Here is a 24,158-nt window from a genome sequence, read left to right on the forward strand (position 1 = left end):
CCGCCGCTTATAATTTTGATGCAGAAGCCTTATTCGGCAGCTGCCGCTTCAGGAAGCTTAATGCTACCGCCAGCCTTTTCGATCTTCTCGACTGCCGACTTGGAAGCGCCAGCAACCTCAAAGGTTACCTTTGCCTTCAGTTCGCCATCCGAAAGAATGCGAACGCCGTCCTTGGCGCGACGAATCACACCAGCAGCCTTCAGCGCTTCGAGGTTCACAACAGCCTTGGCGTCCAGCTTGCCGGCGTCGATAGCGGCCTGAACACGGCCGAGCGACACAACGTTGAAGCTCTTTGCAAAGATGTTGGTGAAGCCGCGCTTCGGCAGACGACGGTAGATTGGCATCTGGCCGCCTTCGAAGCCATTGATCGAGACGCCCGAACGGGACTTCTGACCCTTGACGCCGCGGCCAGCGGTTTTGCCTGTGCCCGAGCCGATACCACGGCCAACGCGCTTGCGCGCCTTGACGGAACCTGGCTTGTCACGCAGATCGTTGAGTTTCATGTCTCTATCCCCTGCGTTATCAGGCCTCGTCCACGATGCGGACGAGATGCTGAACCTTGGCGATCATACCACGAACCGAAGGAGTATCCTCCAGCGTGCGGCGGCGGTGCATTTTGTTAAGTCCGAGGCCGATCAGCGTTGCACGCTGTTCGGCTGGACGACGGATAGGGCTTCCGATCTGTTCGACCGTAACCGTCTTACCCTTCTTCTCAGCCATCACTCAAATCCTTTGTCTATGGCGTATCCGGTGGCCTGTTTCAGTGTCGAATGCAAATTCTTGCAGAAACTGTCAGACCCCGGACTAACACAAACTATCGGCTATTCTTCCGAACCAACCACATCATGGCGGCGAGCCTGAAGGGTCGAGTACTTGATGCCGCGCTGTGCCGCGATATCCTTCGGATGCATCTGATGCTTGAGAGCATCAAACGTCGCGCGAACCATGTTGTATGGGTTCGACGAACCGAGCGACTTGGCGACAACGTCCTGAACGCCGAGCGTTTCGAACACTGCACGCATCGGACCACCGGCGATGATACCCTTACCGGCAGGAGCTGCACGGAGCAGAACCTTGCCAGCACCGTGACGGCCTTCGACGTCATGATGCAGAGTACGACCCGAACGCAGCGGAACGAAGATCATGTCGCGCTTGGCAGCTTCGGTAGCCTTACGGATAGCTTCCGGCACTTCACGTGCCTTGCCATGACCGAAGCCTACGCGGCCCTTCTGATCGCCAACGACGACGAGAGCAGCAAAACCGAAGCGACGGCCGCCCTTGACGACCTTGGCTACGCGATTGATGTGAACGAGCTTGTCAACGAACTCGCTGTCGCGCTCCTCGCGACCGCGGTCTTCGCGGTTACGTTCTCTCTGTGCCATATCCTGATTTCCTTTTTTCTTTTCCGGAAGCACAAACTTCTATTAGAAGCTGAGGCCGCTTTCGCGGGCAGCTTCGGCGAGAGCCTTCACGCGGCCGTGGAAAATAAATGCACCACGGTCGAACACTACGTCCTTAACGCCAGCCTTAACGGCGCGCTCAGCAACCAGCTTGCCAACGGCAGCCGCTGCTGCCTGGTCTGCGCCGGTCTTGAGCTTGCCCTTGAGGTCGCCATCGAGGGTCGAAGCGGCCGCGAGCGTAACGCCGCGGACGTCGTCGATGATCTGGGCGTAGATGTTCTTCGAAGAGCGGTGTACGCTGAGGCGTGGTCGGCCGTTGGCGGCAGACTTGAGCTGACGGCGCACGCGAGCAGCGCGACGCTGCAAAGTTTCTTTTGGCGATGCCATGACGCGCTTCCCTTACTTCTTCTTGCCTTCTTTGCGGACGATCTTCTCGCCAGCATACTTGACGCCCTTGCCCTTGTAAGGCTCGGGGCCGCGATATTCGCGGATCTCAGCCGCGACCTGACCGACCTGCTGCTTGTCGATACCGGTGACGACGATTTCCGTCGGCTTCGGCACGGCAACAGTGATGCCAGCAGGCACGTCATAGACCACTTCATGGCTGAAGCCGAGAGAAAGCTGCAGGTTCTTGCCCTGCATGGCAGCGCGGTAACCGACGCCGCTGATTTCGAGCTTCTTCTCAAAGCCGTCCTTCACGCCAACAAAAATGTTGGAGATCATCGTGCGGGACATGCCCCACTTCGAACGAGCTTCCTTCGACTGGTCGCGCGGATCGACGCTGATAGCGCCGTCTTCCATCTTGACCAGAACTTCATCGTGCACGACGAAGGAGAGTTCACCCTTCGCGCCCTTGGCCTTGACGATCTGCCCATCAACACTGGCGGTCACGCCTGCCGGGACCGGCACGGGTTTTTTACCGATACGAGACATTTTAATACCTGTCTTTTATCTGTTCGCTGTCAACCGCATCAGAAGATGCGGCAGAGCAGCTCACCACCAACGTTTTGTTCACGGGCTTCATGATCCGCCATTACGCCCTTCGGCGTGGAGAGGATCGAGATGCCGAGGCCGTTTGCAACCTGCGGGATCGACTTAACCGACACGTAAACGCGACGGCCAGGCTTCGATACGCGGCTGATCTCACGGATAACCGGAACACCTTCATAATACTTCAGCTCGATTTCGATCTCGGCCTTGCCGTTCACGAATTCGCTCTGCGAGTATCCGCGGATGTAACCTTCAGACTGAAGAACATCGAGAACGCGAGCGCGCAGCTTCGAAGCCGGGGTCGTAACCTTGGTCTTCTTGCGGCCTACTGCGTTGCGGATACGGGTCAGCATATCGCCGAGAGGATCTGACACAGACATATGCTACTCCTTACCAGCTCGACTTGACGACGCCCGGAATCTGTCCGAGCGAACCCAACTGACGCAGCGCAATACGCGACATCTTCAGTTTACGGTAATAACCACGCGGACGGCCCGATACTTCGCAACGATTGCGAATACGAACCTTCGACGAATTGCGCGGCAGTTCGGCAAGCCGGATAGTGGCGCGGAAGCGCTCCTCCAGCGGAAGGCCCTGATCCATTACGATCGCCTTCAGACGTGCACGCTTTTCAGCATGACGCTTAACCAACTTTTCGCGGCGCTTGTTTTTTTCGACTGCGCTAGTCTTGGCCATGTTATCTATACCTCGCTACGCTTGCCGTTACTGCCGAAACGGGAAGTTGAATGCACGCAGAAGAGAGCGCGCTTCATCATCCGTCTTGGCGGTCGTGCAAACGATGATGTCCATGCCCCAGATCTGATCAACCTTATCGTAGTTGATTTCGGGGAACACGATGTGCTCCTTGATGCCCATGGCGTAGTTGCCACGTCCGTCGAAGCTCTTCGGGTTCAGGCCGCGGAAGTCGCGAACGCGAGGAAGAGCGATCGTCACCAGACGATCAAGGAATTCATACATGCGGTCCTGGCGAAGGGTGACCTTCGTGCCAATCGGCATGCCTTCACGCAACTTGAAGGTTGCGATCGAGTTACGGGCGCGTGTGATGACGGCCTTCTGGCCAGCAATCTGGCTGAGGTCTTCAGCGGCAACCGAAGGCTTCTTCGAATCGCCGGTGGCTTCGCCAACGCCCATATTGAGGACAACCTTGGTGATGCGTGGAATCTGCATCTCGTTGTCGTATTTGAACTCTTCAAGGAGCGCTTTACGGATATTATCCTGATAAAGCTTCTTGAAGCGTGGAAGTGCCTTAGCTTCAGCCATCGATCAGCGCTCCAGAACGTTTTGCGACACGAACCTTCTTGCCGTCCTCAACGCGGAAACCGACGCGGGTCGGCTTGCCATCCTTGGGATCAGCAATTGCCAGGTTGGACAGGTGGATCGGCGCTTCCTTGGAGATAATGCCGGCTTCCTGGGTCTGGGTCTGGCGCTGATGACGCTTCACAATATTAATGCCACGAACGAGCGCCTGCTCGTCCTTAGGCATAACCTTAAGAACCTCGCCCTTACGGCCCTTGTCCTTACCGGACAGCACGACAACGCTGTCGCCTTTGCGAATCTTTTGCATCGTTGTGCTTCCTTACAGAACTTCCGGAGCCAGCGAGATGATCTTCATGTGGTTCTTTGCGCGAAGTTCGCGCGGAACCGGTCCGAAGATACGCGTGCCGATAGGCTCTTTCTTGTTATCGATGAGAACAGCTGCGTTGTTATCAAAACGAATTACGCTGCCGTCCGGACGACGGATGTCCTTGGCGGTGCGTACAACAACCGCCTTCATCACGTCACCCTTCTTGACGCGGCCGCGCGGAATAGCTTCCTTGATCGACACCACAATGATGTCGCCAACGGAAGCATAACGCCGCTTCGAGCCGCCCAGCACCTTGATGCACATGACACGACGTGCGCCGGAGTTATCCGCCACGTCGAGGTTTGTTTGCATCTGAATCATGACTGGCCGCCTTCTTTTCCTTCAGCTGGTTAAGGGCTCCTGCCCTACCTAAGCTGCGTGTTTGTAATTTAGCCCGCTGCTTCGTTCGTCAGAACGACCCAGCGTTTGTCCTTCGAGATCGGAGCCGATTCCTGAATGGAAACGGAATCACCAACCTTGAACTGGTTGTTTTCGTCATGCGCCTTGTACTTCTTCGACTGACGCACGGTCTTCTGGAGGAGCGGATGCGAATAGCGACGCTCAACCTTAACCACAACAGTCTTGTCGTTCTTATCGCTGACGACAACGCCCTGCAGAACGCGTTTAGGCATGATATTTTTTCCTTATGCCTTGCTTTCGGCCGCCTTCTGGCGGGCAATAGTCTTAATACGCGCGATGTCGCGGCGAACCTGCTTCACGCGCGCGGTCTTTTCGAGCTGGCCGGTAGCCTTCTGAAAGCGCAGATTGAACTGTTCTTTCTTCAGTGCGGCCAACTCGTCGTTCATCTGATCGGTGCTTTTCGCCCGAACGTCTGCGGCTTTCATCGTTGCCTCTCCTTATTCAGCAATGCGCTGGATAAAGCGCGTCTTGATCGGCAACTTTGCTGCGCCGAGTCTGAGGGCTTCGCGTGCCACATCTTCGGGTACGCCGTCAAGCTCAAACATCACGCGACCTGGTGCCACACGGCATGCCCAGAAGTCAACCGAACCCTTACCTTTACCCATACGGACTTCGGTAGGCTTCGAAGTTACCGGCAGGTCAGGGAAGATGCGGATCCACACGCGACCGGCACGTTTCATGTGACGGGTGATCGCGCGGCGAGCCGCTTCGATCTGACGTGCGGTGACGCGTTCCGGCTCGAGAGCCTTCAGACCGAAAGCACCGAAATTCAGATCCGTGCCGCCTTTCGAGTTGCCGTGGATACGGCCCTTGAACTGCTTGCGGAACTTGGTGCGCTTAGGCTGCATCATTGTTCTCTACTCCAAATTTCTCGCCCGCGGCCCGCTTTTTAAGCGTTTTCGCGGCGGCGGTTCGACGAGGAACCCTGATTGTCACCCTCGACCGCACGACGTTCGGAAGCCATCGGATCGTGTTCAAGGATCTCGCCCTTGAAGACCCAGACCTTCACGCCGCAGATACCATAAGCGGTCTTCGCTTCTGCTGTGCCGTAGTCAATATCGGCGCGCAGAGTATGAAGCGGAACGCGACCTTCACGGTACCATTCCATGCGAGCGATTTCCGCGCCACCCAGACGACCCGAGCAGTTGATACGGATACCTTCGGCTCCAAGACGCATTGCCGACTGAACAGCACGCTTCATGGCGCGACGGAATGCCACACGGCGTTCGAGCTGCTGAGCGATCGACTGAGCGATCAGCGTAGCGTCGATTTCCGGCTTGCGAACTTCAACGATGTTGAGCGAAGTATCGGCATTGGTCATCTCGGAAAGCTTCTTGCGGAGCTTTTCGATGTCTGCACCCTTCTTGCCGATGATGATGCCCGGACGAGCCGAGTGGATCGTCACGCGGCACTTCTTGTGCGGACGCTCAATTACGATCTTCGAAATCGCAGCCTGCTTGAGTTCCTCGGTGAGGAACTCGCGGATCTTCACATCTTCATGCAGCAGCTTGCCGTACTCACCGGTATTTGCGTACCAACGCGAATCCCAGGTGCGGTTGATGCCGAGACGAAGACCGATCGGATTAATCTTCTGACCCATTATGCGGCCTCCCCTTTTTCCGCGACTTCGCGGACAACAATGGTGAGATGCGAAAACGGCTTCTCGATACGGCTCGCGCGGCCACGGCCACGGACGTGGAAGCGCTTCATGACGATCGACTTGCCCACATAGGCTTCGGCGACGATCAGAGCATCGACGTCGAGGTCGTGATTATTTTCAGCGTTTGCAATCGCCGACTCTAGCGTCTTCTTAACCGTATCGGCGATCCGCTTGCGCGAGAACGTCAGATCGGCAAGTGCCGCATTCACTTTCTTGCCGCGAATCATGCTCGCGACAAGGTTAAGCTTCTGCGGGCTGACGCGGAGCGTACGGGCGACGGCTTTCGCCTCGTTATCCTTAAGCTGGCGGGGAGCCTTGGCCTTGCCCATCGTTACTTCCTCTTTGCCTTCTTGTCCGCGCCGTGACCGTAGTAGGTACGCGTAGGCGCGAATTCACCGAACTTGTGTCCGACCATTTCTTCCGAAATCGACACCGGCACATGCTTGTTGCCGTTATAGACGCCGAAAGTCAGACCGACAAACTGCGGCAGGATGGTGGAGCGGCGGCTCCACATCTTGATAACTTCGTTACGACCGCCTTCGCGTACCTTCTCAGCCTTGTTGAGAAGATAGCCGTCGACAAACGGACCTTTCCAAACTGAACGAGCCACTTTAGACTACCTCTCTTACTTCTTGCGCTGATGGCGCGAACGCATGATGAACTTGTCAGTCGCCTTGTTCGAGCGCGTCTTCTTGCCCTTCGTAGGCTTGCCCCACGGAGTAACAGGGTGACGACCACCCGAGGTACGACCTTCACCACCACCATGCGGATGATCGACCGGGTTCATTGCAACACCGCGAACGTGCGGACGCTTGCCACGCCATACCGAACGACCGGCCTTGCCGTCGTTGATATTGCCGTGATCCGGGTTCGAAACTGCACCAACCGAAGCGAAGCAGGCGCCGGAAACCAGACGCTGTTCACCAGAGTTGAGGCGCAGGATCGCCATGCCCTGGTCGCGACCGACGAGCTGGGCGTAGGTGCCAGCCGAACGTGCGATCTGACCGCCCTTACCAGGCTTCAGTTCGACGTTGTGGACGATCGTGCCAACTGGCATCGAAGCGAGCGGCATTGCGTTGCCCGGCTTAACGTCGACGGAGTTACCAGCAATCACCTTGTCGCCAACAGCAAGACGCTGCGGAGCCAGGATGTATGCGAGTTCGCCGTCTTCGTAACGGATCAGCGCGATGAACGCGGTGCGGTTCGGATCGTATTCCAGGCGTTCGACGGTGCCCACGACGTCAAGCTTGCGACGCTTGAAGTCGATGAAGCGGTATGAACGCTTGTGACCACCGCCCTGAAAGCGAACAGTGATACGACCGGTGTTGTTACGGCCACCCTTCTTGGACAGACCTTCGGTCAGGGACTTGACCGGCTTGCCCTTGTAGAGTTCCGAGCGATCCACGATGACCAGCTGACGCTGGCTCGGCGTGGTCGGATTAAAATGCTTGAGTGCCATTGTTTCTTACTCCAAGGCCTCTCAGAGACCGGTCGAAACGTCGATGCTCTGGCCTTCAGCCAAAGTAACGATCGCTTTCTTGACGTCGCTCTGGCGCCCGATAATGCCGCGGAACCGCTTGACCTTACCCTTGCGCACTGCAGTGTTGACTGCGGTAACCTTGACGCCGAACAGCGCTTCGACTGCAGCCTTGATTTCCGGCTTCGTTGCCTTGCGGGCTACGTTGAAGACGACCTGGTTGTGTTCAGAAACCAGAGTAGACTTCTCAGTGATAACCGGGCTGACGATCACGTCGTAATGGCGAAGATCAGTCATTTGAAACGCTCCTCGAGGGCTTCGACAGCCGCCTTGGAAAGCACGAGCTTGCCACGGCGAAGAATGTCGTAAACATTGATGCCCTGCACTGGCAGAACGTCGATGTTCGGGATGTTCGAAGCCGCACGCTGGAAGTTCACGTCGATCTCTGCGCCGCCGATGAGCAGTGCATTTTCAAGACCGAGCTTGGCGAACTGAGAAACAAGCTGCTTCGTCTTGGCTTCGGAAGCCGCCAGATCATCGATGATGATCAGGTCGGATGCCTTTGCCTTGGCGGAAAGAGCATGACGCAGGCCAAGAGCGCGAACCTTCTTCGGCAGGTCGTGTTCATGGCTACGGACAACTGGTCCGTGAGCCTGACCACCACCGCGGAACTGCGGAGCGCGAGCCGAATGGTGACGAGCGCGACCCGTACCCTTCTGCTTGTACATCTTCGCGCCGGTGCGGCTTACGTCGCCACGGCCCTGAGCCTGATGGGAGCCCTGCTGGCGGCGAGCCAGCTGCCAGCGCACAACGCGCTGAAGAATGTCGTCACGCGGGTCGAGGCCGAAGATATCTTCGTTCAGCTTGACCTTGCCGGCATCCTTGCCTTCAAGAGTTGTAATCGTGAGATCCATTATTCGGCTCCCTCAGTCGCGGCGGCTTCAGCCTTGGCGGCACCTGCACGCAGAGCGGCCGGCTTCGGCGCGTTCTCGGGCAGCGAGACCTTGACTGCGTCGCGGACGATGATCCAGGCGCCCTTGGAGCCCGGAACCGCACCGCGGACCAGAATGAGGCCACGATCAGTGTCCGTCGAGACAACTTCAATATTCTGCGTGGTCACGCGGGTCTGGCCCATATGACCAGCCATCTTCTTGCCCTTGAACACCTTACCCGGGTCCTGACGCTGACCGGTCGAGCCGTGAGCGCGGTGGGTAATGGAGTTACCGTGGGAGGCGCGATGACCAGCAAAATTGTGACGCTTCATAACACCGGCAAAACCTTTACCGATCGAAGTACCCGTCACGTCGACCTTCTGGCCGGCGACGAAGTGCTCGGCGGTGATTTCCGCGCCGACTTCGAGGAGGTTGTCCGGAGAAACGCGGAATTCCGCAAGCTTCGCCTTGGGCTCGACCTCGGCCTTCGCGAAATGACCGCGCATAGCCTTGGACGTGTTCTTTACCTTGGCGATACCAACGCCAAGCTGAACAGCCGTGTAACCATTCTTTTCAACTGTACGCTGAGCTACCACGTGGCAATTCTCCATGCGGAGAACCGTCACCGGCACATGCTCGCCGGCGTCGTTATAGACGCGGGTCATGCCCAGCTTCTGTGCAATAACACCTGAACGCATCGGGTTCGTTCCTTCCGTCCTCAAGCCGATTAAAGCTTGATCTCGACATCGACACCGGCGGACAGATCGAGCTTCATCAGCGCGTCAACAGTCTGCGGGGTCGGGTCAACGATATCGAGAAGACGCTTGTGCGTGCGCATCTCGAACTGCTCGCGGCTCTTCTTGTCGATGTGCGGCGACCGGTTTACCGTGAACTTCTCGATCCGTGTTGGAAGCGGGATCGGTCCGCGCACATTTGCACCGGTACGCTTGGCAGTCGACACGATTTCCCGCGTCGAAGCGTCAAGGATCCGATGATCAAACGCCTTAAGGCGAATGCGGATATTTTGACCGTTCATTTCATCTGTTCCTTGTTACGCGGAGCGTCTCCGGAGAGACGCTCCTGCACAAACCTTAATTACTCGATGATCGAAGCGACGATGCCTGCACCGACGGTGCGGCCACCTTCACGGATAGCGAAGCGGAGCTTCTCTTCCATGGCGATCGGGACGATCAGCGAAACGTCAACGGTAACGTTGTCGCCAGGCATAACCATTTCCGTGCCTTCCGGCAGGGTCACAATACCGGTCACGTCAGTCGTACGGAAGTAGAACTGCGGGCGGTAGTTGGTGAAGAACGGCGTATGACGGCCACCTTCGTCCTTGGTCAGAATGTAAGCTTCTGCCTTGAACTTGGTGTGCGGCTTAACCGAACCCGGCTTGCAGAGAACCTGACCGCGTTCAACGTCGTCACGGCCAACGCCGCGAACCAGTGCGCCGATGTTGTCACCAGCCTGGCCCTGATCGAGCAGCTTGCGGAACATTTCAACGCCGGTAACCGTCGTCTTCGAGGTTGCCTTAATGCCGACGATTTCAACTTCTTCGCCGACCTTGACGATACCGCGCTCAACGCGACCCGTCACAACCGTACCGCGACCCGAGATCGAGAACACGTCTTCGATCGGCATCAGGAACGGCTGGTCAACCGGACGTTCCGGGGTCGGGATGTAGTTGTCGACAGCGTCCATCAGGTTGCGGATTGCGTCTTCGCCGAGTTCCTTCGAGGAATCTTCGAGAGCTGCAAGAGCCGAGCCCTTGATGATCGGAACTTCGTCGCCCGGGAAGTCGTACTTCGAGAGAAGTTCGCGCACTTCCAGTTCAACCAGTTCGAGCAGTTCTGCGTCGTCAACCTGGTCGCACTTGTTCAGGAACACAACGATTGCCGGAACGCCAACCTGACGAGCGAGCAGGATGTGCTCACGGGTCTGCGGCATCGGGCCGTCAGCTGCCGAAACAACCAGGATCGCGCCGTCCATCTGTGCAGCGCCGGTGATCATGTTCTTCACATAGTCAGCGTGGCCTGGGCAATCGACGTGTGCGTAGTGACGGTTGGCAGTTTCGTACTCAACGTGAGCCGTCGAGATCGTGATACCGCGGGCGCGTTCTTCCGGTGCAGCGTCGATCTGGTCATACGCCTTGAATTCACCGAAGAACTTCGTGATCGCTGCAGTCAGCGAGGTCTTGCCATGGTCAACGTGACCGATGGTGCCGATGTTAACGTGGGGCTTCGTACGTTCAAACTTACTCTTTGCCATTTGAGCTCTCCGTAAATTTAGCCTGCTCAGGCATTCTTTTGATTGGGAGCGTAACCTTCAGATTACGCATGTCTTTCTCCCGGAACCGGTATCCACTTCCGGGAGACATGCGCTCCGATTACGCAAACTTCTTTTGGATTTCCTGTGCGACCGCCGTCGGAACCGGCTCATAATGGTCGAACTGCATCGTGTACTGTGCACGGCCCTGGGACATCGAACGCAGCGAATTCACGTAGCCAAACATGTTGGCCAGCGGAACGTTTGCATTGACGACCGTGGCGATGCCGCGGGCTTCGGTGCCGGAAATCTGACCGCGACGCGAGTTCAGATCGCCGATAACGTCACCAACGTAATCTTCCGGCGTAACAACCTCGACCTTCATGATCGGCTCGAGGAGTTGAGCGCCAGCCTTCTGCGCACCTTCACGGAACGCTGCACGGGACGCGATTTCGAAGGCGAGAACAGACGAGTCAACGTCATGGTACGCGCCGTCGATCAGGGTGGCCTTCACGCCGAGCATCGGGAAGCCGGCGAGCGGACCCGCACCCATGACGCTTTCGATACCCTTCTGGACACCCGGAATGTATTCCTTCGGAACCGATCCGCCGACGATCTTCGATTCGAAGATGAAATCGTCGCCATCATGCGGTTCGAAGATGATCTTCACGCGAGCGAACTGACCCGAACCACCCGACTGCTTCTTGTGGGTGTAATCGATTTCAGCCTGACGGGTGATCGATTCACGGTAAGCAACCTGCGGAGCACCGACGTTGGCTTCAACCTTGAATTCGCGCTTCATGCGATCGACGAGAATGTCGAGGTGAAGTTCGCCCATGCCGGCGATGATGGTCTGACCGGATTCTTCATCCGACTTTACGCGGAACGAAGGATCTTCAGCTGCCAGACGATTGAGCGCGATGCCCATCTTTTCCTGGTCGGCCTTGGTCTTCGGCTCGATCGCGATTTCGATAACCGGATCCGGGAATTCCATGCGTTCAAGGATAACCGGCTTCAGCGGATCGCAGAGCGTATCGCCAGTGGTGGTTTCCTTGAGGCCAGCCAGAGCAACGATGTCGCCAGCAAAGGCTTCTTCGATGTCTTCACGGCTGTTCGAGTGCATCTGCAGCATACGGCCGATACGCTCACGCTTGCCCTTGACGGTGTTTTCCAGCGAAACGCCCTTGGTCAGCTTGCCCGAGTAGATGCGTGCGAAGGTGAGCGAACCGACGAACGGGTCGTTCATGATCTTGAACGCAAGCATCGACAGCGGAGCTTCATCCGAAGATTCGCGGGTCGTTTCGGTTTCCGTCTTGACGTCAATGCCCTTGATGGCAGGAACGTCGGTCGGAGCCGGCAGGAACTCGACAACAGCGTCAAGAAGCGGCTGAACGCCACGGTTCTTGAATGCGGTACCGCAGAGGATCGGATGGAACTTGACGTCGATCGTGCCCTTGCGGATCAGCGCGCGCAGCTCATCATTGGTCGGCATGGTGCCTTCCAGATATGCTTCCATCGCGGCTTCGTCGATTTCCACGGCCAGCTCGATGAGCTTTTCGCGGTATTCTTCAGCCTTGTCCTTGAGGTCTGCAGGGATTTCGCCAACTTCGGCAGCTGCGCCGATGGTGCCATCCCAGGTCAGGGCCTTCATTTCGATCAGGTCGATAACGCCGGTGAACTCGTTTTCAGCGCCGATCGGCAGCTGAACCGGAAGTGCAACAGCGCCAAGACGCGAGCCAACCATTTCTACGCAACGGTAGAAGTCAGCACCGATCTTGTCCATCTTGTTGACGAAGACCATACGGGGGACGTGGTACTTTTCAGCCTGACGCCACACGGTTTCCGTCTGAGGCTCAACGCCAGCGTTGGCGTCGAGCAGCGCGATCGCGCCGTCGAGAACGCGGAGCGAACGTTCAACTTCAATCGTGAAGTCGACGTGGCCCGGAGTGTCGATGATGTTGAAGCGGCGCTTCTTGCCATCCCGGCCCTGCCAGAACGTGGTCGTAGCAGCGGACGTGATGGTGATACCGCGTTCCTGTTCCTGCTCCATCCAGTCCATGGTCGACGCACCATCGTGGGTTTCGCCGATCTTATGGTTCTTACCGGTATAGAACAGGATGCGCTCGGTCATCGTCGTCTTACCGGCGTCGATGTGAGCCATGATACCGAAATTGCGGTAGTCTTCGATTTTGTATTCGCGGGCCATGATAGTCGCTCTTTGAATAGGTTTCGACGATTACCAGCGGTAATGCGAGAAGGCGCGGTTGGCTTCAGCCATGCGATGCGTGTCTTCACGCTTCTTCACAGCAGAACCACGGTTGTTAGCAGCATCAAGCAGCTCACCGGACAGACGATCAATCATTGTCGTCTCGTTACGGCCACGAGCAGCATTAATGAGCCAACGGATGGCAAGCGCCTGGCGGCGTTCTGGACGCACATCGACCGGAACCTGATAGGTTGCACCACCAACGCGGCGCGAACGGACTTCGATGTGCGGAGCTACGTTGTCGAGCGCCTGATGGAACAGCGCGACCGGCTCGGACTTCGCCTTGGCTTCGATTGAATCGAGCGCACCGTAAACGATGCTTTCAGCAACCGACTTCTTGCCATGCAGCATGACTGCATTCATGAACTTCGTGATAACGAGATCGCCGAACTTTGGATCCGGATTAATCTCACGCTTCTCAGCCTTATGGCGTCTGGACATTTCGTCTCTTCTTTCAATTACATCGGGCTCAGCTCGCCTTCTGGCGGCCGGTATCCCCGGAAAATCTTACTTCGGACGCTTTGCACCGTACTTCGAACGGCGCTGCTTGCGGTTCTTGACACCCTGGGTATCGAGAACGCCGCGGATGATGTGGTAACGCACACCTGGCAAGTCCTTTACACGACCGCCGCGGATCATGACGACCGAGTGCTCCTGCAGGTTATGCCCTTCACCAGGGATATAACCGATAACTTCGAAGCCGTTCGTCAGACGAACCTTGGCAACCTTACGGAGAGCCGAGTTCGGCTTCTTCGGGGTCGTCGTGTACACGCGGGTGCAAACGCCGCGCTTTTGAGGGTTTGCCTGCAGTGCAGGAACCTTATTGCGCTTTACCGGCGCAATGCGCGGCTTGCGGATAAGCTGGTTTACGGTTGGCATACAACCTTCCTCTATAAAAAATCTCGTATCCACGCCCATATGGGCCGTTTCACCGCCATGCTGATGCACGAATTCGGGACAAGTCACGACAACCGGTGACCACCCCGAACAAAAGCAGAGGAAGCTGACGCTTCATGCGAACGGCAAATTGCATTTCGATCGTAAAACGAACCCTGTTTGAGACGAACTTCAGGACGCGTCGTCCCGAACAAGCCTGTCTCACATCGGCTCAGATGGGCTGCTGATACGTCTTTAGCGACGTTTCGTCAAGGGAGTTGGGCCAAGTTTCTTCGCCAAAGGGCAGGAAACCGGCGTTTCGGCCTTGGCCGGACAGGTTATTGCGCTGTAATCGGCGCGAAATCGCACTTATTTCGCGATCAAAACCGTCATTTTCACGTGGCACCATGGTGTTGGCGCCCGTGAGCCGTTATTGAAACACATCCGAGTCGAAACGCAACCCAATATTAAGAGATTCTCAATGTCTTCCACCACTGCATCCGCCGGCGACGATTCGCCAACCGTCCACCTGGTCATCGCCGACGTCTGGAACGAGGGTGAAGAATCCCCCGTCGAAGTGCATCTGCTCTTGAAGGCGGACGAAGACGAAGATCTGGTTCAGACCGTTCTCGGCATTCTCGCTGAGGAAGGTTATCATGAAGCCGAACTTCTTGAGATGGGCACCCTCACCGAAGAGCCTGCTGAAGAGCCGCACAAAAGTGCATGGGCAACCGCTCTGAGCGGTGAAGTCGCGCTGATCGAATTTGACGGCGACGACGAAGAAGAAGAGTAAGATTTAGCGAAAGCGTTTCCGGTACGGGTGCGAAGCACTCCGCGGAAAATGCTTCCGTGAACAAGGCGCATTCCGAAAACCGGATGCGCCTTTTTCTTTTGCTTTCATAGCGCCCCCTCTCCTGCTCAAAGGGACAAACAAAAAGGCCGCCTCGAAGGGCGGCCTTTTCAGTTTTGTATCTACCGATTACTCGGCAGCGTTGTTGGTCATGTCCACCAGCATCGCATTGGCTTCCGACGAACCGGAAGACTTGCGGCGCTCGTCGATGATCAGCTCGTCGCGAGCTGTCGCGATACGACGGATCTGGTTGGTCATGCCGCCAGTACCGGCCGGGATAAGACGGCCGACGATGACGTTTTCCTTGAGCCCCTGCAGCGTGTCCATCTTGCCGGCAACCGCAGCTTCGGTAAGCACGCGGGTCGTTTCCTGGAACGACGCAGCCGAGATGAAGGACGGAGTCTGCAACGAAGCCTTGGTGATGCCGAGGAGGACAGGATTGCCGTAACCCGGCTTCTTGCCTTCTTCGACCAGACGTTCGTTGATCTCGTCGAGTTCGATACGATCCACGTGATCGCCGGTGATGTAACCGGTATCGCCGGATTCGGTGATCTCGACCTTCTGCAGCATCTGACGGACAATCACTTCGATGTGCTTGTCGTTGATCAAAACGCCCTGCAAACGATAGACTTCCTGGATTTCGTTCACGAGGTACGAAGCCAGAGCTTCGACGCCCTTGATCGCCAGAATGTCATGCGGTGCCGGGTTGCCGTCGAGGATGTACTCACCCTTTTCGATGACGTCACCGTCCTGAAGATGGAACGGCTTGCCCTTCGGAATGAGGTACTCGACCGGCTCGACCGTGTCGTCGTTCGGCTCGATGATGATGCGACGCTTGTTCTTGTAGTCGCGACCGAAACGAACAGTACCATCGATCTCTGCGATGACGGCATGGTCCTTCGGACGACGTGCTTCGAACAGTTCGGCAACGCGCGGCAGACCACCGGTGATGTCCTTGGTCTTGGCGCTTTCCATCGGCAGACGGGCGATAACGTCACCAGCCTTCACATGCGCGCCCGGTTCGACCGAAAGGATCGATTCCACCGAGAGCATGAAGCGGGCATCACCACCCTTCGACAGCTTGAGGATCTTGCCGGCCTTGTCCTTGATGACCATGGCAGGCTTGAGATCCGAACCGCGCGGGGTCGAACGCCAGTCGATAACGACGCGCTTCGTGATACCGGTCGACTCGTCAGCCGATTCCGAAACCGAAAGACCATCGACGAGATCTTCGAACTCAACGTAGCCTTCAACTTCGGTCATGATCGGACGGGTGTACGGATCCCACTCGGCAATACGCTGACCGCGCTTGACCGTGTCGGCCTCGTCAACGAACAGACGCGAACCGTAGGTCACGCGATGGACCGCACGTTCCTTGCCCGTGTTGTCGAGGATCAGCACAGCCATGTTACGGCCCATCACCACGAGGTTGCCATCGGAGTTGCGAACCACATTGCGGTTACGCAGCTTGACGGTGCCTTCATACGAAGCTTCCAGGTAGGACGAGTCGACAACCTGTGCCGTGCCGCCCAAGTGGAAGGTACGCATGGTGAGCTGGGTGCCCGGCTCGCCAATCGACTGAGCGGCGATAACGCCGACAGCTTCGCCCTGGTTGACCGGAGTACCGCGTGCGAGATCGCGACCGTAGCACTTGGCGCAAACGCCGTTGCGGGTTTCGCAGGTCAGCGCCGAACGGATGCGGATCGACTGGATACCAGCCTTCTCGATGATCTCGACGTCCTTTTCCTCGATCATGCGGCCAGCTTCGACGATGACTTCGCCAGTTGCCGGATGCAGGATCGGATCGAGAGCCGTACGGCCCAGAACGCGCTGACCAATCGAAGCCACGATCTGGCCGGCATCGACGATCGGCTGCATGGTGAGACCGATTTCGGCGCCGCAATCGACTTCCGAAATGATCGCATCCTGTGCAACGTCAACGAGACGACGGGTCAGGTAGCCCGAGTTAGCCGTCTTCAACGCGGTGTCTGCCAGACCCTTACGGGCACCGTGGGTCGAGTTGAAGTACTCGTTAACGGTCAGGCCTTCCTTGAAGTTCGAGATGATCGGGGTTTCGATGATTTCACCCGACGGCTTGGCCATCAGGCCGCGCATACCGCCAAGCTGACGCATCTGGTTGACCGAACCACGGGCACCCGAATGCGACATCATGTAGACCGAGTTCATCTGCTTCTGGCGACCGGTCACCGGATCGAATTCGACGGCCTTCAGGCGCGCCATCATCTCTTCGGTGATCTTGTCGGTAGCCTTGCCCCAGGCGTCGACGACCTTGTTGTACTTTTCGCCCTGAGTGATCAGGCCGTCATTGTACTGCTGTTCGTATTCGGTCGTGAGCGCTTCGGTGTCCGCAACGATCTTCGCCTTGGTGTCCGGAATGACCATGTCATCCTTACCGAACGAGATACCCGCACGGCAGGCATGGGCAAAGCCGAGCTGCATGATGCGATCGCAGAAGATAACCGTCTCTTTCTGACCGCAATGGCGGTAGACGTGGTCGATCATCTTGGAGATGTTCTTCTTGGTCATCTCCTGATTGCAGATATCGAACGGCACATTGGCGTTCTTCGGCAGCAGTTCACCCGTGATCATGCGGCCAGGCGTCGTGTCGTAAATCTTCGACACAGGCTTGCCTTCGGCATCGACCGTTTTGAAACGACCCTTGATCTTGGTGTGCAGCGTGACGACCTTGGTTTCCAGCGCGTGCTGAAGTTCGCCCATATCGGCAAACATCATGCCCTCGCCCGGCTCCTTGTCTGCCACGATGGACAGATAATAGAGGCCGAGAACCATGTCCTGCGAAGGAACGATGATCGGCGCGCCGTTGGCCGGGTGCAGGATGTTGTTGGTCGACATCATCAGCACGCGTGCTTCAAGCTGGGCTTCCAGCGACAGCGGCACGTGAACAGCCATCTGGTCACCGTCGAAGTCGGCGTTGAAAGCCGTACAAACGAGCGGATGCAGCTGGATTGCCTTGCCTTCGATCAGGGTGGGTTCGAAGGCCTGGATGCCGAGACGGTGCAGCGTCGGAGCGCGGTTCAAAAGAACCGGATGCTCACGGATCACTTCGTCAAGGATATCCCAGACTTCCGGACGTTCCTTTTCAACCAGCTTCTTCGCCTGCTTGACGGTGGACGAATAGCCCTTGGCGTCAAGACGAGCATAGATGAACGGCTTGAACAGTTCGAGCGCCATCTTCTTCGGCAGACCGCACTGGTGCAGCTTCAGTTCTGGACCGGTCACGATAACCGAACGGCCAGAATAGTCGACGCGCTTGCCGAGCAGGTTCTGACGGAAGCGACCCTGCTTGCCCTTGAGCATGTCGGACAGCGACTTCAGCGGACGCTTGTTGGCGCCCGTAATCACGCGGCCACGACGACCGTTGTCGAACAGCGCGTCCACAGCTTCCTGCAGCATGCGCTTTTCGTTACGGATGATGATGCCCGGTGCGCGCAGTTCGATCAGGCGCTTGAGACGGTTGTTACGGTTGATGACGCGGCGGTACAGATCGTTCAGATCCGACGTCGCGAAACGACCGCCGTCCAGCGGCACGAGCGGACGCAGATCCGGCGGGATGACCGGCACGATCTTCATGATCATCCATTCCGGACGGTTTCCCGACTCCAGAAAGTTTTCGACGATCTTCAGACGCTTCATCAGCTTCTTCTGCTTCAGGTCCGAGGTGGTCTCGGCCAGATCGACGCGCAGATCGGCGGCAATCTTTTCAAGTTCCATCGAAGCCAAAAGCTCGTAGATAGCTTCTGCTCCGATAAGAGCCGTGAACTGATCTTCGCCGAATTCATCGACGGCGATCATGTATTCCTCTTCCGAAAGAAGCTGATGCTCCTTCAGCGAGGTCAGGCCCGGTTCGGTCACGATGTAATTTTCGAAATACAGCACGCGCTCGATATCCTTGAGCGTCATGTCCAGCAGCGTGCCGATACGGCTCGGCAGCGACTTCAAAAACCAGATGTGAGCAACCGGAGCTGCGAGTTCGATATGGCCCATACGCTCGCGACGAACGCGAGAGAGCGTGACTTCCACACCGCATTTTTCGCAGATGATGCCTTTGTATTTCATACGCTTGTACTTGCCGCACAAGCATTCATAGTCCTTGATCGGGCCGAAGATGCGCGCGCAGAAGAGACCATCGCGTTCTGGCTTGAACGTGCGGTAGTTGATCGTCTCCGGCTTCTTGATCTCGCCGTATGACCAGGACAGAATCTTCTCAGGGCTGGCGATCGAGATTCTGATGGAATCGAACGTTTGCGCTGGAGCCTGAGGATTGAAAAGATTCATGACCTCTTGGTTCATGCCGTTCTCCTTAAGGGCGATCCGCCGCCCTGTGTGTCGTCGATGACAGGCTGAAAATCCCTGCCATCTGGAAAAGAAATCGCGGTACTACTCAGTTTTTGAACTGGCTTGCCGTAGTCTCGTTCCCTCCAGCGGCTCAGAAAACCACTCCGATGAAACGAGTATACGGGCGCGCCACGGCAAGACCATGGCGCGCCTCGATATTTTTACTCTGCAGCGTCCGGCAGGGCCGGCTGTTCAGCATCACGCGTGTCGTCGAGTTCGACATTGAGGCCGAGCGAGCGCATTTCCTTGACGAGAACGTTGAAGCTCTCTGGAATGCCCGCTTCGAACGTGTCGTCTCCGCGCACGATGGCTTCGTAGACCTTGGTACGGCCTGCCACGTCGTCCGACTTGACCGTCAGCATTTCCTGCAGCGTGTAAGCCGCACCATATGCTTCCAGTGCCCAGACCTCCATTTCGCCGAAGCGCTGGCCACCGAACTGGGCCTTGCCGCCCAGAGGCTGCTGCGTAACGAGCGAGTAAGGTCCGATCGAACGTGCGTGGATCTTGTCGTCGACCAGGTGGTGGAGCTTCAACATATAGATGTAGCCCATGGTCACCTGACGGTCGAACGGCTCACCCGTACGTCCATCGTAAAGCGTCGACTGACCCGAGGTCGCAAGACCGGCATCCGTCAGCATCGCATTGATGTCGGCTTCGACGGCACCGTCGAAAACCGGCGTTGCGATCGACACGCCGCGCTTCACCTGATTGGCCAGCATGACAACGGAATCGTTGTCATAAGACCGGATCGGTTCGTTGCGGTCGTTGTCCGGATAGATGTGCTCCAGCGTCTCGCGCAGCGGCTCAATATTGGCCGTCTTGCGGTAAACGTCGAGAAGCTCACCGATCTTCTTGCCCATGCCAGCGCATGCCCAGCCGAGGTGGGTTTCCAGAATCTGGCCCACATTCATACGGCTCGGAACGCCAAGCGGGTTCAACACGATGTCGGCATGCGTACCATCTTCGAGGAACGGCATGTCCTCGACTGGCAGAATGCGCGAAACCACACCCTTGTTGCCGTGACGGCCAGCCATCTTGTCGCCTGGCTGGATCTTGCGCTTAACAGCGACAAAGACCTTGACCATCTTCATGACGCCTGGAGGCATCTCGTCGCCGCGCTGTACCTTTTCGACCTTGTCCATGAAGCGTGCTTCGAGCAGCTTCTTGGATTCGTCGTACTGGCCACGCAGAGCTTCCAACTCGCCCTGAAGCTTTTCGTCTTCAACGGCAAACTGCCACCACTGCGAACGCGGATACTCGGTCATGAGCTCGCGGCTGATCGTCGTGCCCTTCTTGAAGCCCTTCGGGCCGGCAGCGGCAACCTTGCCATCGATCATGTCGGCCAGACGGCCATAGACGTTACGGTCCAGGATAGCCTGTTCGTCGTCACGGTCCTTGGCGAGACGCTCGATTTCCTCGCGCTCGATAGCCATGGCGCGTTCGTCCTTTTCAACGCCGTGGCGATTGAAAACGCGAACTTCCACAACCGTACCGTAGGTTCCGGGCGGCATACGCATGGAGGTGTCACGAACGTCGGACGCCTTTTCACCGAAGATGGCGCGCAGAAGCTTTTCTTCCGGCGTCATCGGGCTTTCGCCCTTCGGCGTGATCTTGCCGACAAGAATGTCGCCAGGATGCACTTCAGCACCGATGTAGACGATACCGGCTTCGTCGAGGTTCTTCAGCGCTTCTTCCGAAACGTTCGGAATATCGCGGGTGATTTCCTCAGGTCCAAGCTTGGTGTCACGGGCGGCAACTTCGAATTCCTCGATATGGATCGAGGTGAACACGTCGTCCGAAACGATCTTTTCCGAGAGAAGGATCGAATCTTCGTAGTTGTAACCGTTCCACGGCATGAACGCGACGAGCACGTTGCGGCCGAGAGCCAGATCGCCGAGATCGGTCGACGGACCGTCAGCGATGATGTCGCCCTTGCCGATCGGATCGCCGACGCGAACGAGCGGACGCTGGTTGATACAGGTCGACTGGTTCGAACGCTGGAACTTCTGCAGACGATAGATATCGACGCCCGACTTGGACGGATCGAGATCTTCCGTAGCGCGGATAACGATACGGGTCGCATCGACCTGATCGACAATACCGCCACGACGCGCTGCAATTGCTGCACCAGAGTCGCGAGCCACAATCGGTTCCATGCCCGTACCGACGAACGGCGCTTCAGCGCGAACGAGCGGCACAGCCTGACGCTGCATGTTCGAGCCCATGAGAGCACGGTTGGCGTCGTCGTTTTCAAGGAACGGAATGAGCGCTGCTGCAACCGAAACGAGCTGCTTCGGCGAAACGTCCATCAGGTCCACGTTTTCACGTGGGGCCATCATCACTTCGCCGGCATGACGGCAGATGACGAATTCGTCAACAAAACCGCCCTGCTCGTCCAGCTCCACGTTTGCCTGGGCAACCGAGTGCTTGGCTTCTTCCATGGCCGACAGATAGACAACGTCGTTCGTTACCTTGCCGTCGATCACCTTACGGTACGGGCTCTCGATGAAGCCGTACTTGTTGACGCGGGCAAAGGTTGCAAGCGAGTTGATCAGACCAATATTCGGGCCTTCCGGCGTTTCAATCGGGCAGATACGGCCATAGTGGGTCGGATGCACGTCGCGGACTTCGAAGCCAGCGCGCTCACGGGTCAAACCGCCCGGTCCAAGAGCCGAAAGACGGCGCTTGTGGGTGATTTCCGAAAGCGGATTGGTCTGATCCATGAACTGCGACAGCTGCGACGAACCGAAGAATTCACGAACGGCAGCCGCTGCGGGCTTCGCGTTGATGAGATCCTGCGGCATGACCGTGTCGATTTCGATCGAGGACATACGTTCCTTGATCGCGCGCTCCATGCGGAGCAGACCGACGCGGTACTGATTTTCCATCAGCTCGCCGACCGAACGCACGCGGCGGTTGCCGAGATTGTCGATGTCGTCGATTTCGCCACGACCGTCACGCAGTTCGACCAGCATCTTGACCACGGCCAGGATGTCTTCCTTGCGCAGCACGCGCACGGTGTCTTCCGCATCAAGGTCCAGACGCATGTTCATCTTGACGCGACCGACGGCCGAAAGGTCGTAACGTTCTGCATCGAAGAACAGCGAGTTGAACATCGCTTCGGCGGAATCCATCGTAGGCGGTTCGCCCGGACGCATCACGCGATAGATGTCGAACAGTGCATCCTGACGGCTTTCGTTCTTATCGACAGCCAGCGTGTTACGGATGTAACCGCCGATGTTGATATGATCGATGTCCAGGATGTTGATCTCGGTTTCACCGGTGTCGAGCAGCGTCTTGAGGACCTTCTCGTCGATTTCGTCACCAGCTTCGAGATAGATCTCGCCGGTTGCGTAATTGACGACGTCTTCCGCCAGATAAGCGCCGAACAGGTCGTCTTCGGTGGCCTTGATGGCCTTCAGACCCTTTTCAGCGAGCTGCTTGGCCGAACGGGCCGTGAGCTTCTTGCCGGCTTCCAGAACAACTTCGCCCGTATCCGCGTCGATGAGATCAGAAATGATCTTCATGCCCTTGAAGCGTTCGGCCGAATACGGAATGCGCCAGTTGTCGCCATCACGCGAATAGGTGACGGTCTTGTAGAAGGTCGACAGAATCTCTTCGCCGTCCATGCCGAGCGCCATGAGCAGCGTCGTTGCCGGCAGCTTGCGGCGACGGTCGATACGCGCGTAGACGATGTCCTTGGAATCGAACTCGATGTCGAGCCAGGAACCACGGTAAGGAATGACGCGAGCAGCGAACAGGAGCTTGCCCGAAGAATGGGTCTTGCCCTTGTCATGATCGAAGAAGACGCCCGGCGAACGGTGCATCTGCGAAACGATCACGCGCTCCGTGCCGTTGACGATGAAGGTGCCGTTGTCCGTCATGAGCGGCATATCGCCCATGTACACGTCCTGCTCCTTGATGTCCTTGATGGACTTCGCGCCGGTATCTTCGTCAATATCGAATACGATAAGACGCAGCGTCACCTTGAGCGGCGCGGAATAGGTCAGGTCGCGCTGACGGCATTCGTCAACGTCGAACTTCGGTGGATCGAATTCGTAGCGGACGAATTCGAGCATGGAAGCGCCGGAGAAATCCTGGATAGGGAAAACAGACTTGAAAACCGCCTGCAAACCCTCGTCAGGACGCCCACCGGATGGTTCTTCAACCATTAGGAACTGGTCGTAAGATGCCTTCTGAACCTCGATAAGGTTCGGCATCTCGGCGACCTCTGGGATCTTGCCGAAAAATTTGCGTACGCGCTTGCGACCATTGAATGAATGGGTCTGAGCCATCGTCGCTCCTCGTTCTATAGCCTTGCGGCTTGCTCACGCCTTGCGGCCTTTATCGTGCGCCGCCTTTCGGCGGTCCTTCAAGCGCATAACCCTTCAAATCGGATAGATTTGAAGAAAGGATCATGCGCAAACTCTCAAATTAGAGCGGCCTTTACGCGTCGTACCGACGCGTGGCGCTCTAATGGGCTAAAACCCGTTTTCTGAAAGCCGTTCTGGCGTTCAGAAAAAGGGTTTCCAGTCAGTCGATCCACCGTTTCACGGGCGGAAACTGGCGGATGGAAACCATCCGCCAGAATAGTCCGAACTTACTTGAGTTCGACCTTGGCGCCAGCAGCTTCGAGCTGTGCCTTGATCTTCTCAGCTTCGTCCTTCGAAGCGCCTTCCTTGACAGCCTTCGGAGCGCCTTCGACCAGGTCCTTGGCTTCCTTGAGGCCGAGACCGGTGATTGCGCGCACTTCCTTGATCACGTTGATCTTGTTAGCGCCGCCGTCAGCGAGAACGACGTCGAATTCGGTCTTTTCTTCAGCAGCAGCAGCCGGAGCAGCGCCACCAGCAGCAGCAACTGCTACAGGAGCAGCAGCCGAAACGCCCCACTTCTCTTCGAGAAGCTTCGAAAGCTCTGCAGCTTCGAGAACGGTCAGTGCCGACAGGTCGTCAACGATCTTTGCGAGATCAGCCATTTTGGTATTTCCTTAGTTTCAA

29 protein-coding genes are annotated in these 24,158 nt (G+C 57.1%); 1 reads left to right on the top strand and 28 read right to left on the bottom strand.

Annotation, left to right across the window (positions count from 1 at the left end):
* Window positions 1-29 precede the first annotated feature (29 nt).
* The 25 genes from rplO to rpsL all read right to left on the bottom strand — a co-directional run bounded on the left by rplO (window position 30) and on the right by rpsL (window position 13,937).
* Window positions 30-503 (bottom strand): 50S ribosomal protein L15, encoded by a 474-nt coding sequence (gene rplO / locus FIC94_RS04115; protein WP_140024052.1) that lies wholly within the window; start codon window positions 501-503, stop codon window positions 30-32.
* Between the two features lie 19 nt (window positions 504-522).
* Complete coding sequence (gene rpmD, locus FIC94_RS04120; protein WP_078340784.1) at window positions 523-720, bottom strand: 50S ribosomal protein L30; 198 nt, start codon at window positions 718-720, stop codon at window positions 523-525.
* Window positions 721-821: 101 nt separating this feature from the next.
* Window positions 822-1,382, bottom strand: coding sequence for a 30S ribosomal protein S5 (rpsE, locus tag FIC94_RS04125; protein WP_006467009.1), 561 nt, complete (start codon window positions 1,380-1,382; stop codon window positions 822-824).
* Window positions 1,383-1,424: 42 nt separating this feature from the next.
* Window positions 1,425-1,787, bottom strand: coding sequence for a 50S ribosomal protein L18 (gene rplR / locus FIC94_RS04130; RefSeq protein ID WP_078340783.1), 363 nt, complete (start codon window positions 1,785-1,787; stop codon window positions 1,425-1,427).
* A gap of 12 nt (window positions 1,788-1,799) precedes the next feature.
* Entirely contained in the window at window positions 1,800-2,333 is a 534-nt protein-coding gene (gene rplF, locus FIC94_RS04135) for a 50S ribosomal protein L6 (RefSeq protein ID WP_109369220.1), read from the bottom strand.
* A gap of 38 nt (window positions 2,334-2,371) precedes the next feature.
* Entirely contained in the window at window positions 2,372-2,770 is a 399-nt protein-coding gene (gene rpsH / locus FIC94_RS04140) for a 30S ribosomal protein S8 (protein WP_078340781.1), read from the bottom strand.
* Window positions 2,771-2,780: 10 nt separating this feature from the next.
* The gene (rpsN, locus tag FIC94_RS04145; RefSeq protein ID WP_109369221.1) at window positions 2,781-3,086 is read right to left on the bottom strand and encodes a 30S ribosomal protein S14; all 306 of its coding nucleotides are present in this window, start codon (window positions 3,084-3,086) and stop codon (window positions 2,781-2,783) included.
* A gap of 27 nt (window positions 3,087-3,113) precedes the next feature.
* Window positions 3,114-3,671 carry a 50S ribosomal protein L5 gene (gene rplE / locus FIC94_RS04150; protein ID WP_109369222.1) on the bottom strand — a complete coding sequence of 186 codons (558 nt, stop codon included), beginning with the start codon at window positions 3,669-3,671 and terminating at the stop codon, window positions 3,114-3,116.
* Entirely contained in the window at window positions 3,664-3,975 is a 312-nt protein-coding gene (rplX, locus tag FIC94_RS04155) for a 50S ribosomal protein L24 (protein WP_006467020.1), read from the bottom strand. The genes rplE and rplX overlap by 8 nt, the downstream gene beginning before the upstream one ends.
* A 12-nt stretch (window positions 3,976-3,987) precedes the next feature.
* Complete coding sequence (rplN, locus tag FIC94_RS04160) at window positions 3,988-4,356, bottom strand: 50S ribosomal protein L14 (RefSeq protein WP_004683923.1); 369 nt, start codon at window positions 4,354-4,356, stop codon at window positions 3,988-3,990.
* Window positions 4,357-4,424: 68 nt separating this feature from the next.
* Window positions 4,425-4,667, bottom strand: coding sequence for a 30S ribosomal protein S17 (gene rpsQ, locus FIC94_RS04165; RefSeq protein ID WP_109369223.1), 243 nt, complete (start codon window positions 4,665-4,667; stop codon window positions 4,425-4,427).
* Window positions 4,668-4,679: 12 nt separating this feature from the next.
* A complete protein-coding gene (gene rpmC / locus FIC94_RS04170) occupies window positions 4,680-4,880 on the bottom strand; it encodes a 50S ribosomal protein L29 (RefSeq protein WP_078340776.1) in 201 nt (66 codons plus the stop codon).
* A 12-nt stretch (window positions 4,881-4,892) separates the two neighbouring features.
* Window positions 4,893-5,306: a 50S ribosomal protein L16 gene (gene rplP / locus FIC94_RS04175; RefSeq protein WP_109369224.1), complete on the bottom strand. Its 414-nt coding sequence runs from the start codon at window positions 5,304-5,306 to the stop codon at window positions 4,893-4,895.
* A gap of 38 nt (window positions 5,307-5,344) precedes the next feature.
* Window positions 5,345-6,055 (bottom strand): 30S ribosomal protein S3, encoded by a 711-nt coding sequence (gene rpsC, locus FIC94_RS04180; protein ID WP_006467024.1) that lies wholly within the window; start codon window positions 6,053-6,055, stop codon window positions 5,345-5,347.
* Window positions 6,055-6,444, bottom strand: coding sequence for a 50S ribosomal protein L22 (gene rplV, locus FIC94_RS04185; RefSeq protein WP_109369225.1), 390 nt, complete (start codon window positions 6,442-6,444; stop codon window positions 6,055-6,057). Before rplV ends, rpsC begins: the two co-directional genes overlap by 1 nt.
* 2 nt (window positions 6,445-6,446) lie before the next feature.
* On the bottom strand, window positions 6,447-6,725 hold the full coding sequence (gene rpsS / locus FIC94_RS04190; protein ID WP_109369226.1) for a 30S ribosomal protein S19: 279 nt from the start codon (window positions 6,723-6,725) through the stop codon (window positions 6,447-6,449).
* A 15-nt stretch (window positions 6,726-6,740) separates the two neighbouring features.
* Window positions 6,741-7,574, bottom strand: a complete 834-nt coding sequence (gene rplB / locus FIC94_RS04195) for a 50S ribosomal protein L2 (RefSeq protein WP_109369227.1) — start codon at window positions 7,572-7,574, stop codon at window positions 6,741-6,743.
* Between the two features lie 21 nt (window positions 7,575-7,595).
* Complete coding sequence (locus FIC94_RS04200) at window positions 7,596-7,889, bottom strand: 50S ribosomal protein L23 (protein ID WP_078340773.1); 294 nt, start codon at window positions 7,887-7,889, stop codon at window positions 7,596-7,598.
* Complete coding sequence (gene rplD, locus FIC94_RS04205) at window positions 7,886-8,506, bottom strand: 50S ribosomal protein L4 (RefSeq protein WP_078340772.1); 621 nt, start codon at window positions 8,504-8,506, stop codon at window positions 7,886-7,888. Before rplD ends, FIC94_RS04200 begins: the two co-directional genes overlap by 4 nt.
* Window positions 8,506-9,222, bottom strand: coding sequence for a 50S ribosomal protein L3 (rplC, locus tag FIC94_RS04210; protein WP_109369228.1), 717 nt, complete (start codon window positions 9,220-9,222; stop codon window positions 8,506-8,508). The genes rplD and rplC overlap by 1 nt, the downstream gene beginning before the upstream one ends.
* A gap of 29 nt (window positions 9,223-9,251) precedes the next feature.
* On the bottom strand, window positions 9,252-9,560 hold the full coding sequence (gene rpsJ, locus FIC94_RS04215; RefSeq protein WP_002964363.1) for a 30S ribosomal protein S10: 309 nt from the start codon (window positions 9,558-9,560) through the stop codon (window positions 9,252-9,254).
* Between the two features lie 59 nt (window positions 9,561-9,619).
* The gene (tuf, locus tag FIC94_RS04220; RefSeq protein ID WP_109369229.1) at window positions 9,620-10,795 is read right to left on the bottom strand and encodes an elongation factor Tu; all 1,176 of its coding nucleotides are present in this window, start codon (window positions 10,793-10,795) and stop codon (window positions 9,620-9,622) included.
* 118 nt (window positions 10,796-10,913) lie between these two features.
* Complete coding sequence (fusA, locus tag FIC94_RS04225; RefSeq protein WP_109369230.1) at window positions 10,914-12,998, bottom strand: elongation factor G; 2,085 nt, start codon at window positions 12,996-12,998, stop codon at window positions 10,914-10,916.
* Window positions 12,999-13,028: 30 nt separating this feature from the next.
* On the bottom strand, window positions 13,029-13,499 hold the full coding sequence (gene rpsG / locus FIC94_RS04230) for a 30S ribosomal protein S7 (protein ID WP_109369231.1): 471 nt from the start codon (window positions 13,497-13,499) through the stop codon (window positions 13,029-13,031).
* A 66-nt stretch (window positions 13,500-13,565) separates the two neighbouring features.
* Window positions 13,566-13,937, bottom strand: a complete 372-nt coding sequence (gene rpsL / locus FIC94_RS04235) for a 30S ribosomal protein S12 (protein WP_006471111.1) — start codon at window positions 13,935-13,937, stop codon at window positions 13,566-13,568.
* Window positions 13,938-14,415: 478 nt separating this feature from the next.
* On the opposite strand from rpsL, the gene FIC94_RS04240 reads away from it, so the two are divergent.
* Window positions 14,416-14,727: a hypothetical protein gene (locus tag FIC94_RS04240; protein ID WP_140024053.1), complete on the top strand. Its 312-nt coding sequence runs from the start codon at window positions 14,416-14,418 to the stop codon at window positions 14,725-14,727.
* A gap of 186 nt (window positions 14,728-14,913) precedes the next feature.
* On the opposite strand, the gene rpoC is transcribed toward FIC94_RS04240, so the two are convergent.
* The 3 genes from rpoC to rplL all read right to left on the bottom strand — a co-directional run bounded on the left by rpoC (window position 14,914) and on the right by rplL (window position 24,136).
* Window positions 14,914-19,116 (bottom strand): DNA-directed RNA polymerase subunit beta', encoded by a 4,203-nt coding sequence (gene rpoC / locus FIC94_RS04245; RefSeq protein ID WP_109369233.1) that lies wholly within the window; start codon window positions 19,114-19,116, stop codon window positions 14,914-14,916.
* Between the two features lie 206 nt (window positions 19,117-19,322).
* Window positions 19,323-23,456 (bottom strand): DNA-directed RNA polymerase subunit beta, encoded by a 4,134-nt coding sequence (gene rpoB / locus FIC94_RS04250; protein WP_109369234.1) that lies wholly within the window; start codon window positions 23,454-23,456, stop codon window positions 19,323-19,325.
* Between the two features lie 305 nt (window positions 23,457-23,761).
* Window positions 23,762-24,136, bottom strand: a complete 375-nt coding sequence (gene rplL / locus FIC94_RS04260) for a 50S ribosomal protein L7/L12 (protein ID WP_010659906.1) — start codon at window positions 24,134-24,136, stop codon at window positions 23,762-23,764.
* Window positions 24,137-24,158 lie beyond the last annotated feature (22 nt).

This window comes from Ochrobactrum teleogrylli (assembly GCF_006376685.1).
Taxonomy (GTDB): domain Bacteria; phylum Pseudomonadota; class Alphaproteobacteria; order Rhizobiales; family Rhizobiaceae; genus Brucella; species Brucella teleogrylli.

Coding starts and splice junctions, on each gene's coding strand:
- rpsG (WP_109369231.1), bottom strand. CDS start 13,499: ATGTCCAGACGCCATAAGGCTGAGAAGCGTGAGATTAATCCGGATCCA.
- rplL (WP_010659906.1), bottom strand. CDS start 24,136: ATGGCTGATCTCGCAAAGATCGTTGACGACCTGTCGGCACTGACCGTT.
- rplX (WP_006467020.1), bottom strand. CDS start 3,975: ATGCAAAAGATTCGCAAAGGCGACAGCGTTGTCGTGCTGTCCGGTAAG.
- rplC (WP_109369228.1), bottom strand. CDS start 9,222: ATGCGTTCAGGTGTTATTGCACAGAAGCTGGGCATGACCCGCGTCTAT.
- rpsQ (WP_109369223.1), bottom strand. CDS start 4,667: ATGCCTAAACGCGTTCTGCAGGGCGTTGTCGTCAGCGATAAGAACGAC.
- rplD (WP_078340772.1), bottom strand. CDS start 8,506: ATGGATCTCACGATTACAACTCTTGAAGGCAAGGATGCCGGCAAGGTC.
- rplV (WP_109369225.1), bottom strand. CDS start 6,444: ATGGGCAAGGCCAAGGCTCCCCGCCAGCTTAAGGATAACGAGGCGAAA.
- rplF (WP_109369220.1), bottom strand. CDS start 2,333: ATGTCTCGTATCGGTAAAAAACCCGTGCCGGTCCCGGCAGGCGTGACC.
- rpoC (WP_109369233.1), bottom strand. CDS start 19,116: ATGAACCAAGAGGTCATGAATCTTTTCAATCCTCAGGCTCCAGCGCAA.
- rpsC (WP_006467024.1), bottom strand. CDS start 6,055: ATGGGTCAGAAGATTAATCCGATCGGTCTTCGTCTCGGCATCAACCGC.
- tuf (WP_109369229.1), bottom strand. CDS start 10,795: ATGGCAAAGAGTAAGTTTGAACGTACGAAGCCCCACGTTAACATCGGC.
- rplO (WP_140024052.1), bottom strand. CDS start 503: ATGAAACTCAACGATCTGCGTGACAAGCCAGGTTCCGTCAAGGCGCGC.
- fusA (WP_109369230.1), bottom strand. CDS start 12,998: ATGGCCCGCGAATACAAAATCGAAGACTACCGCAATTTCGGTATCATG.
- rplN (WP_004683923.1), bottom strand. CDS start 4,356: ATGATTCAGATGCAAACAAACCTCGACGTGGCGGATAACTCCGGCGCA.
- FIC94_RS04200 (WP_078340773.1), bottom strand. CDS start 7,889: ATGACTGATCTTCGCCATTACGACGTGATCGTCAGCCCGGTTATCACT.
- rplP (WP_109369224.1), bottom strand. CDS start 5,306: ATGATGCAGCCTAAGCGCACCAAGTTCCGCAAGCAGTTCAAGGGCCGT.
- FIC94_RS04240 (WP_140024053.1), top strand. CDS start 14,416: ATGTCTTCCACCACTGCATCCGCCGGCGACGATTCGCCAACCGTCCAC.
- rplE (WP_109369222.1), bottom strand. CDS start 3,671: ATGGCTGAAGCTAAGGCACTTCCACGCTTCAAGAAGCTTTATCAGGAT.
- rpsJ (WP_002964363.1), bottom strand. CDS start 9,560: ATGAACGGTCAAAATATCCGCATTCGCCTTAAGGCGTTTGATCATCGG.
- rplR (WP_078340783.1), bottom strand. CDS start 1,787: ATGGCATCGCCAAAAGAAACTTTGCAGCGTCGCGCTGCTCGCGTGCGC.
- rplB (WP_109369227.1), bottom strand. CDS start 7,574: ATGGCACTCAAGCATTTTAATCCGACCACGCCGAGCCAGCGTCAGCTG.
- rpsN (WP_109369221.1), bottom strand. CDS start 3,086: ATGGCCAAGACTAGCGCAGTCGAAAAAAACAAGCGCCGCGAAAAGTTG.
- rpoB (WP_109369234.1), bottom strand. CDS start 23,456: ATGGCTCAGACCCATTCATTCAATGGTCGCAAGCGCGTACGCAAATTT.
- rpsL (WP_006471111.1), bottom strand. CDS start 13,937: ATGCCAACCGTAAACCAGCTTATCCGCAAGCCGCGCATTGCGCCGGTA.
- rpmC (WP_078340776.1), bottom strand. CDS start 4,880: ATGAAAGCCGCAGACGTTCGGGCGAAAAGCACCGATCAGATGAACGAC.
- rpmD (WP_078340784.1), bottom strand. CDS start 720: ATGGCTGAGAAGAAGGGTAAGACGGTTACGGTCGAACAGATCGGAAGC.
- rpsE (WP_006467009.1), bottom strand. CDS start 1,382: ATGGCACAGAGAGAACGTAACCGCGAAGACCGCGGTCGCGAGGAGCGC.
- rpsH (WP_078340781.1), bottom strand. CDS start 2,770: ATGTCTGTGTCAGATCCTCTCGGCGATATGCTGACCCGTATCCGCAAC.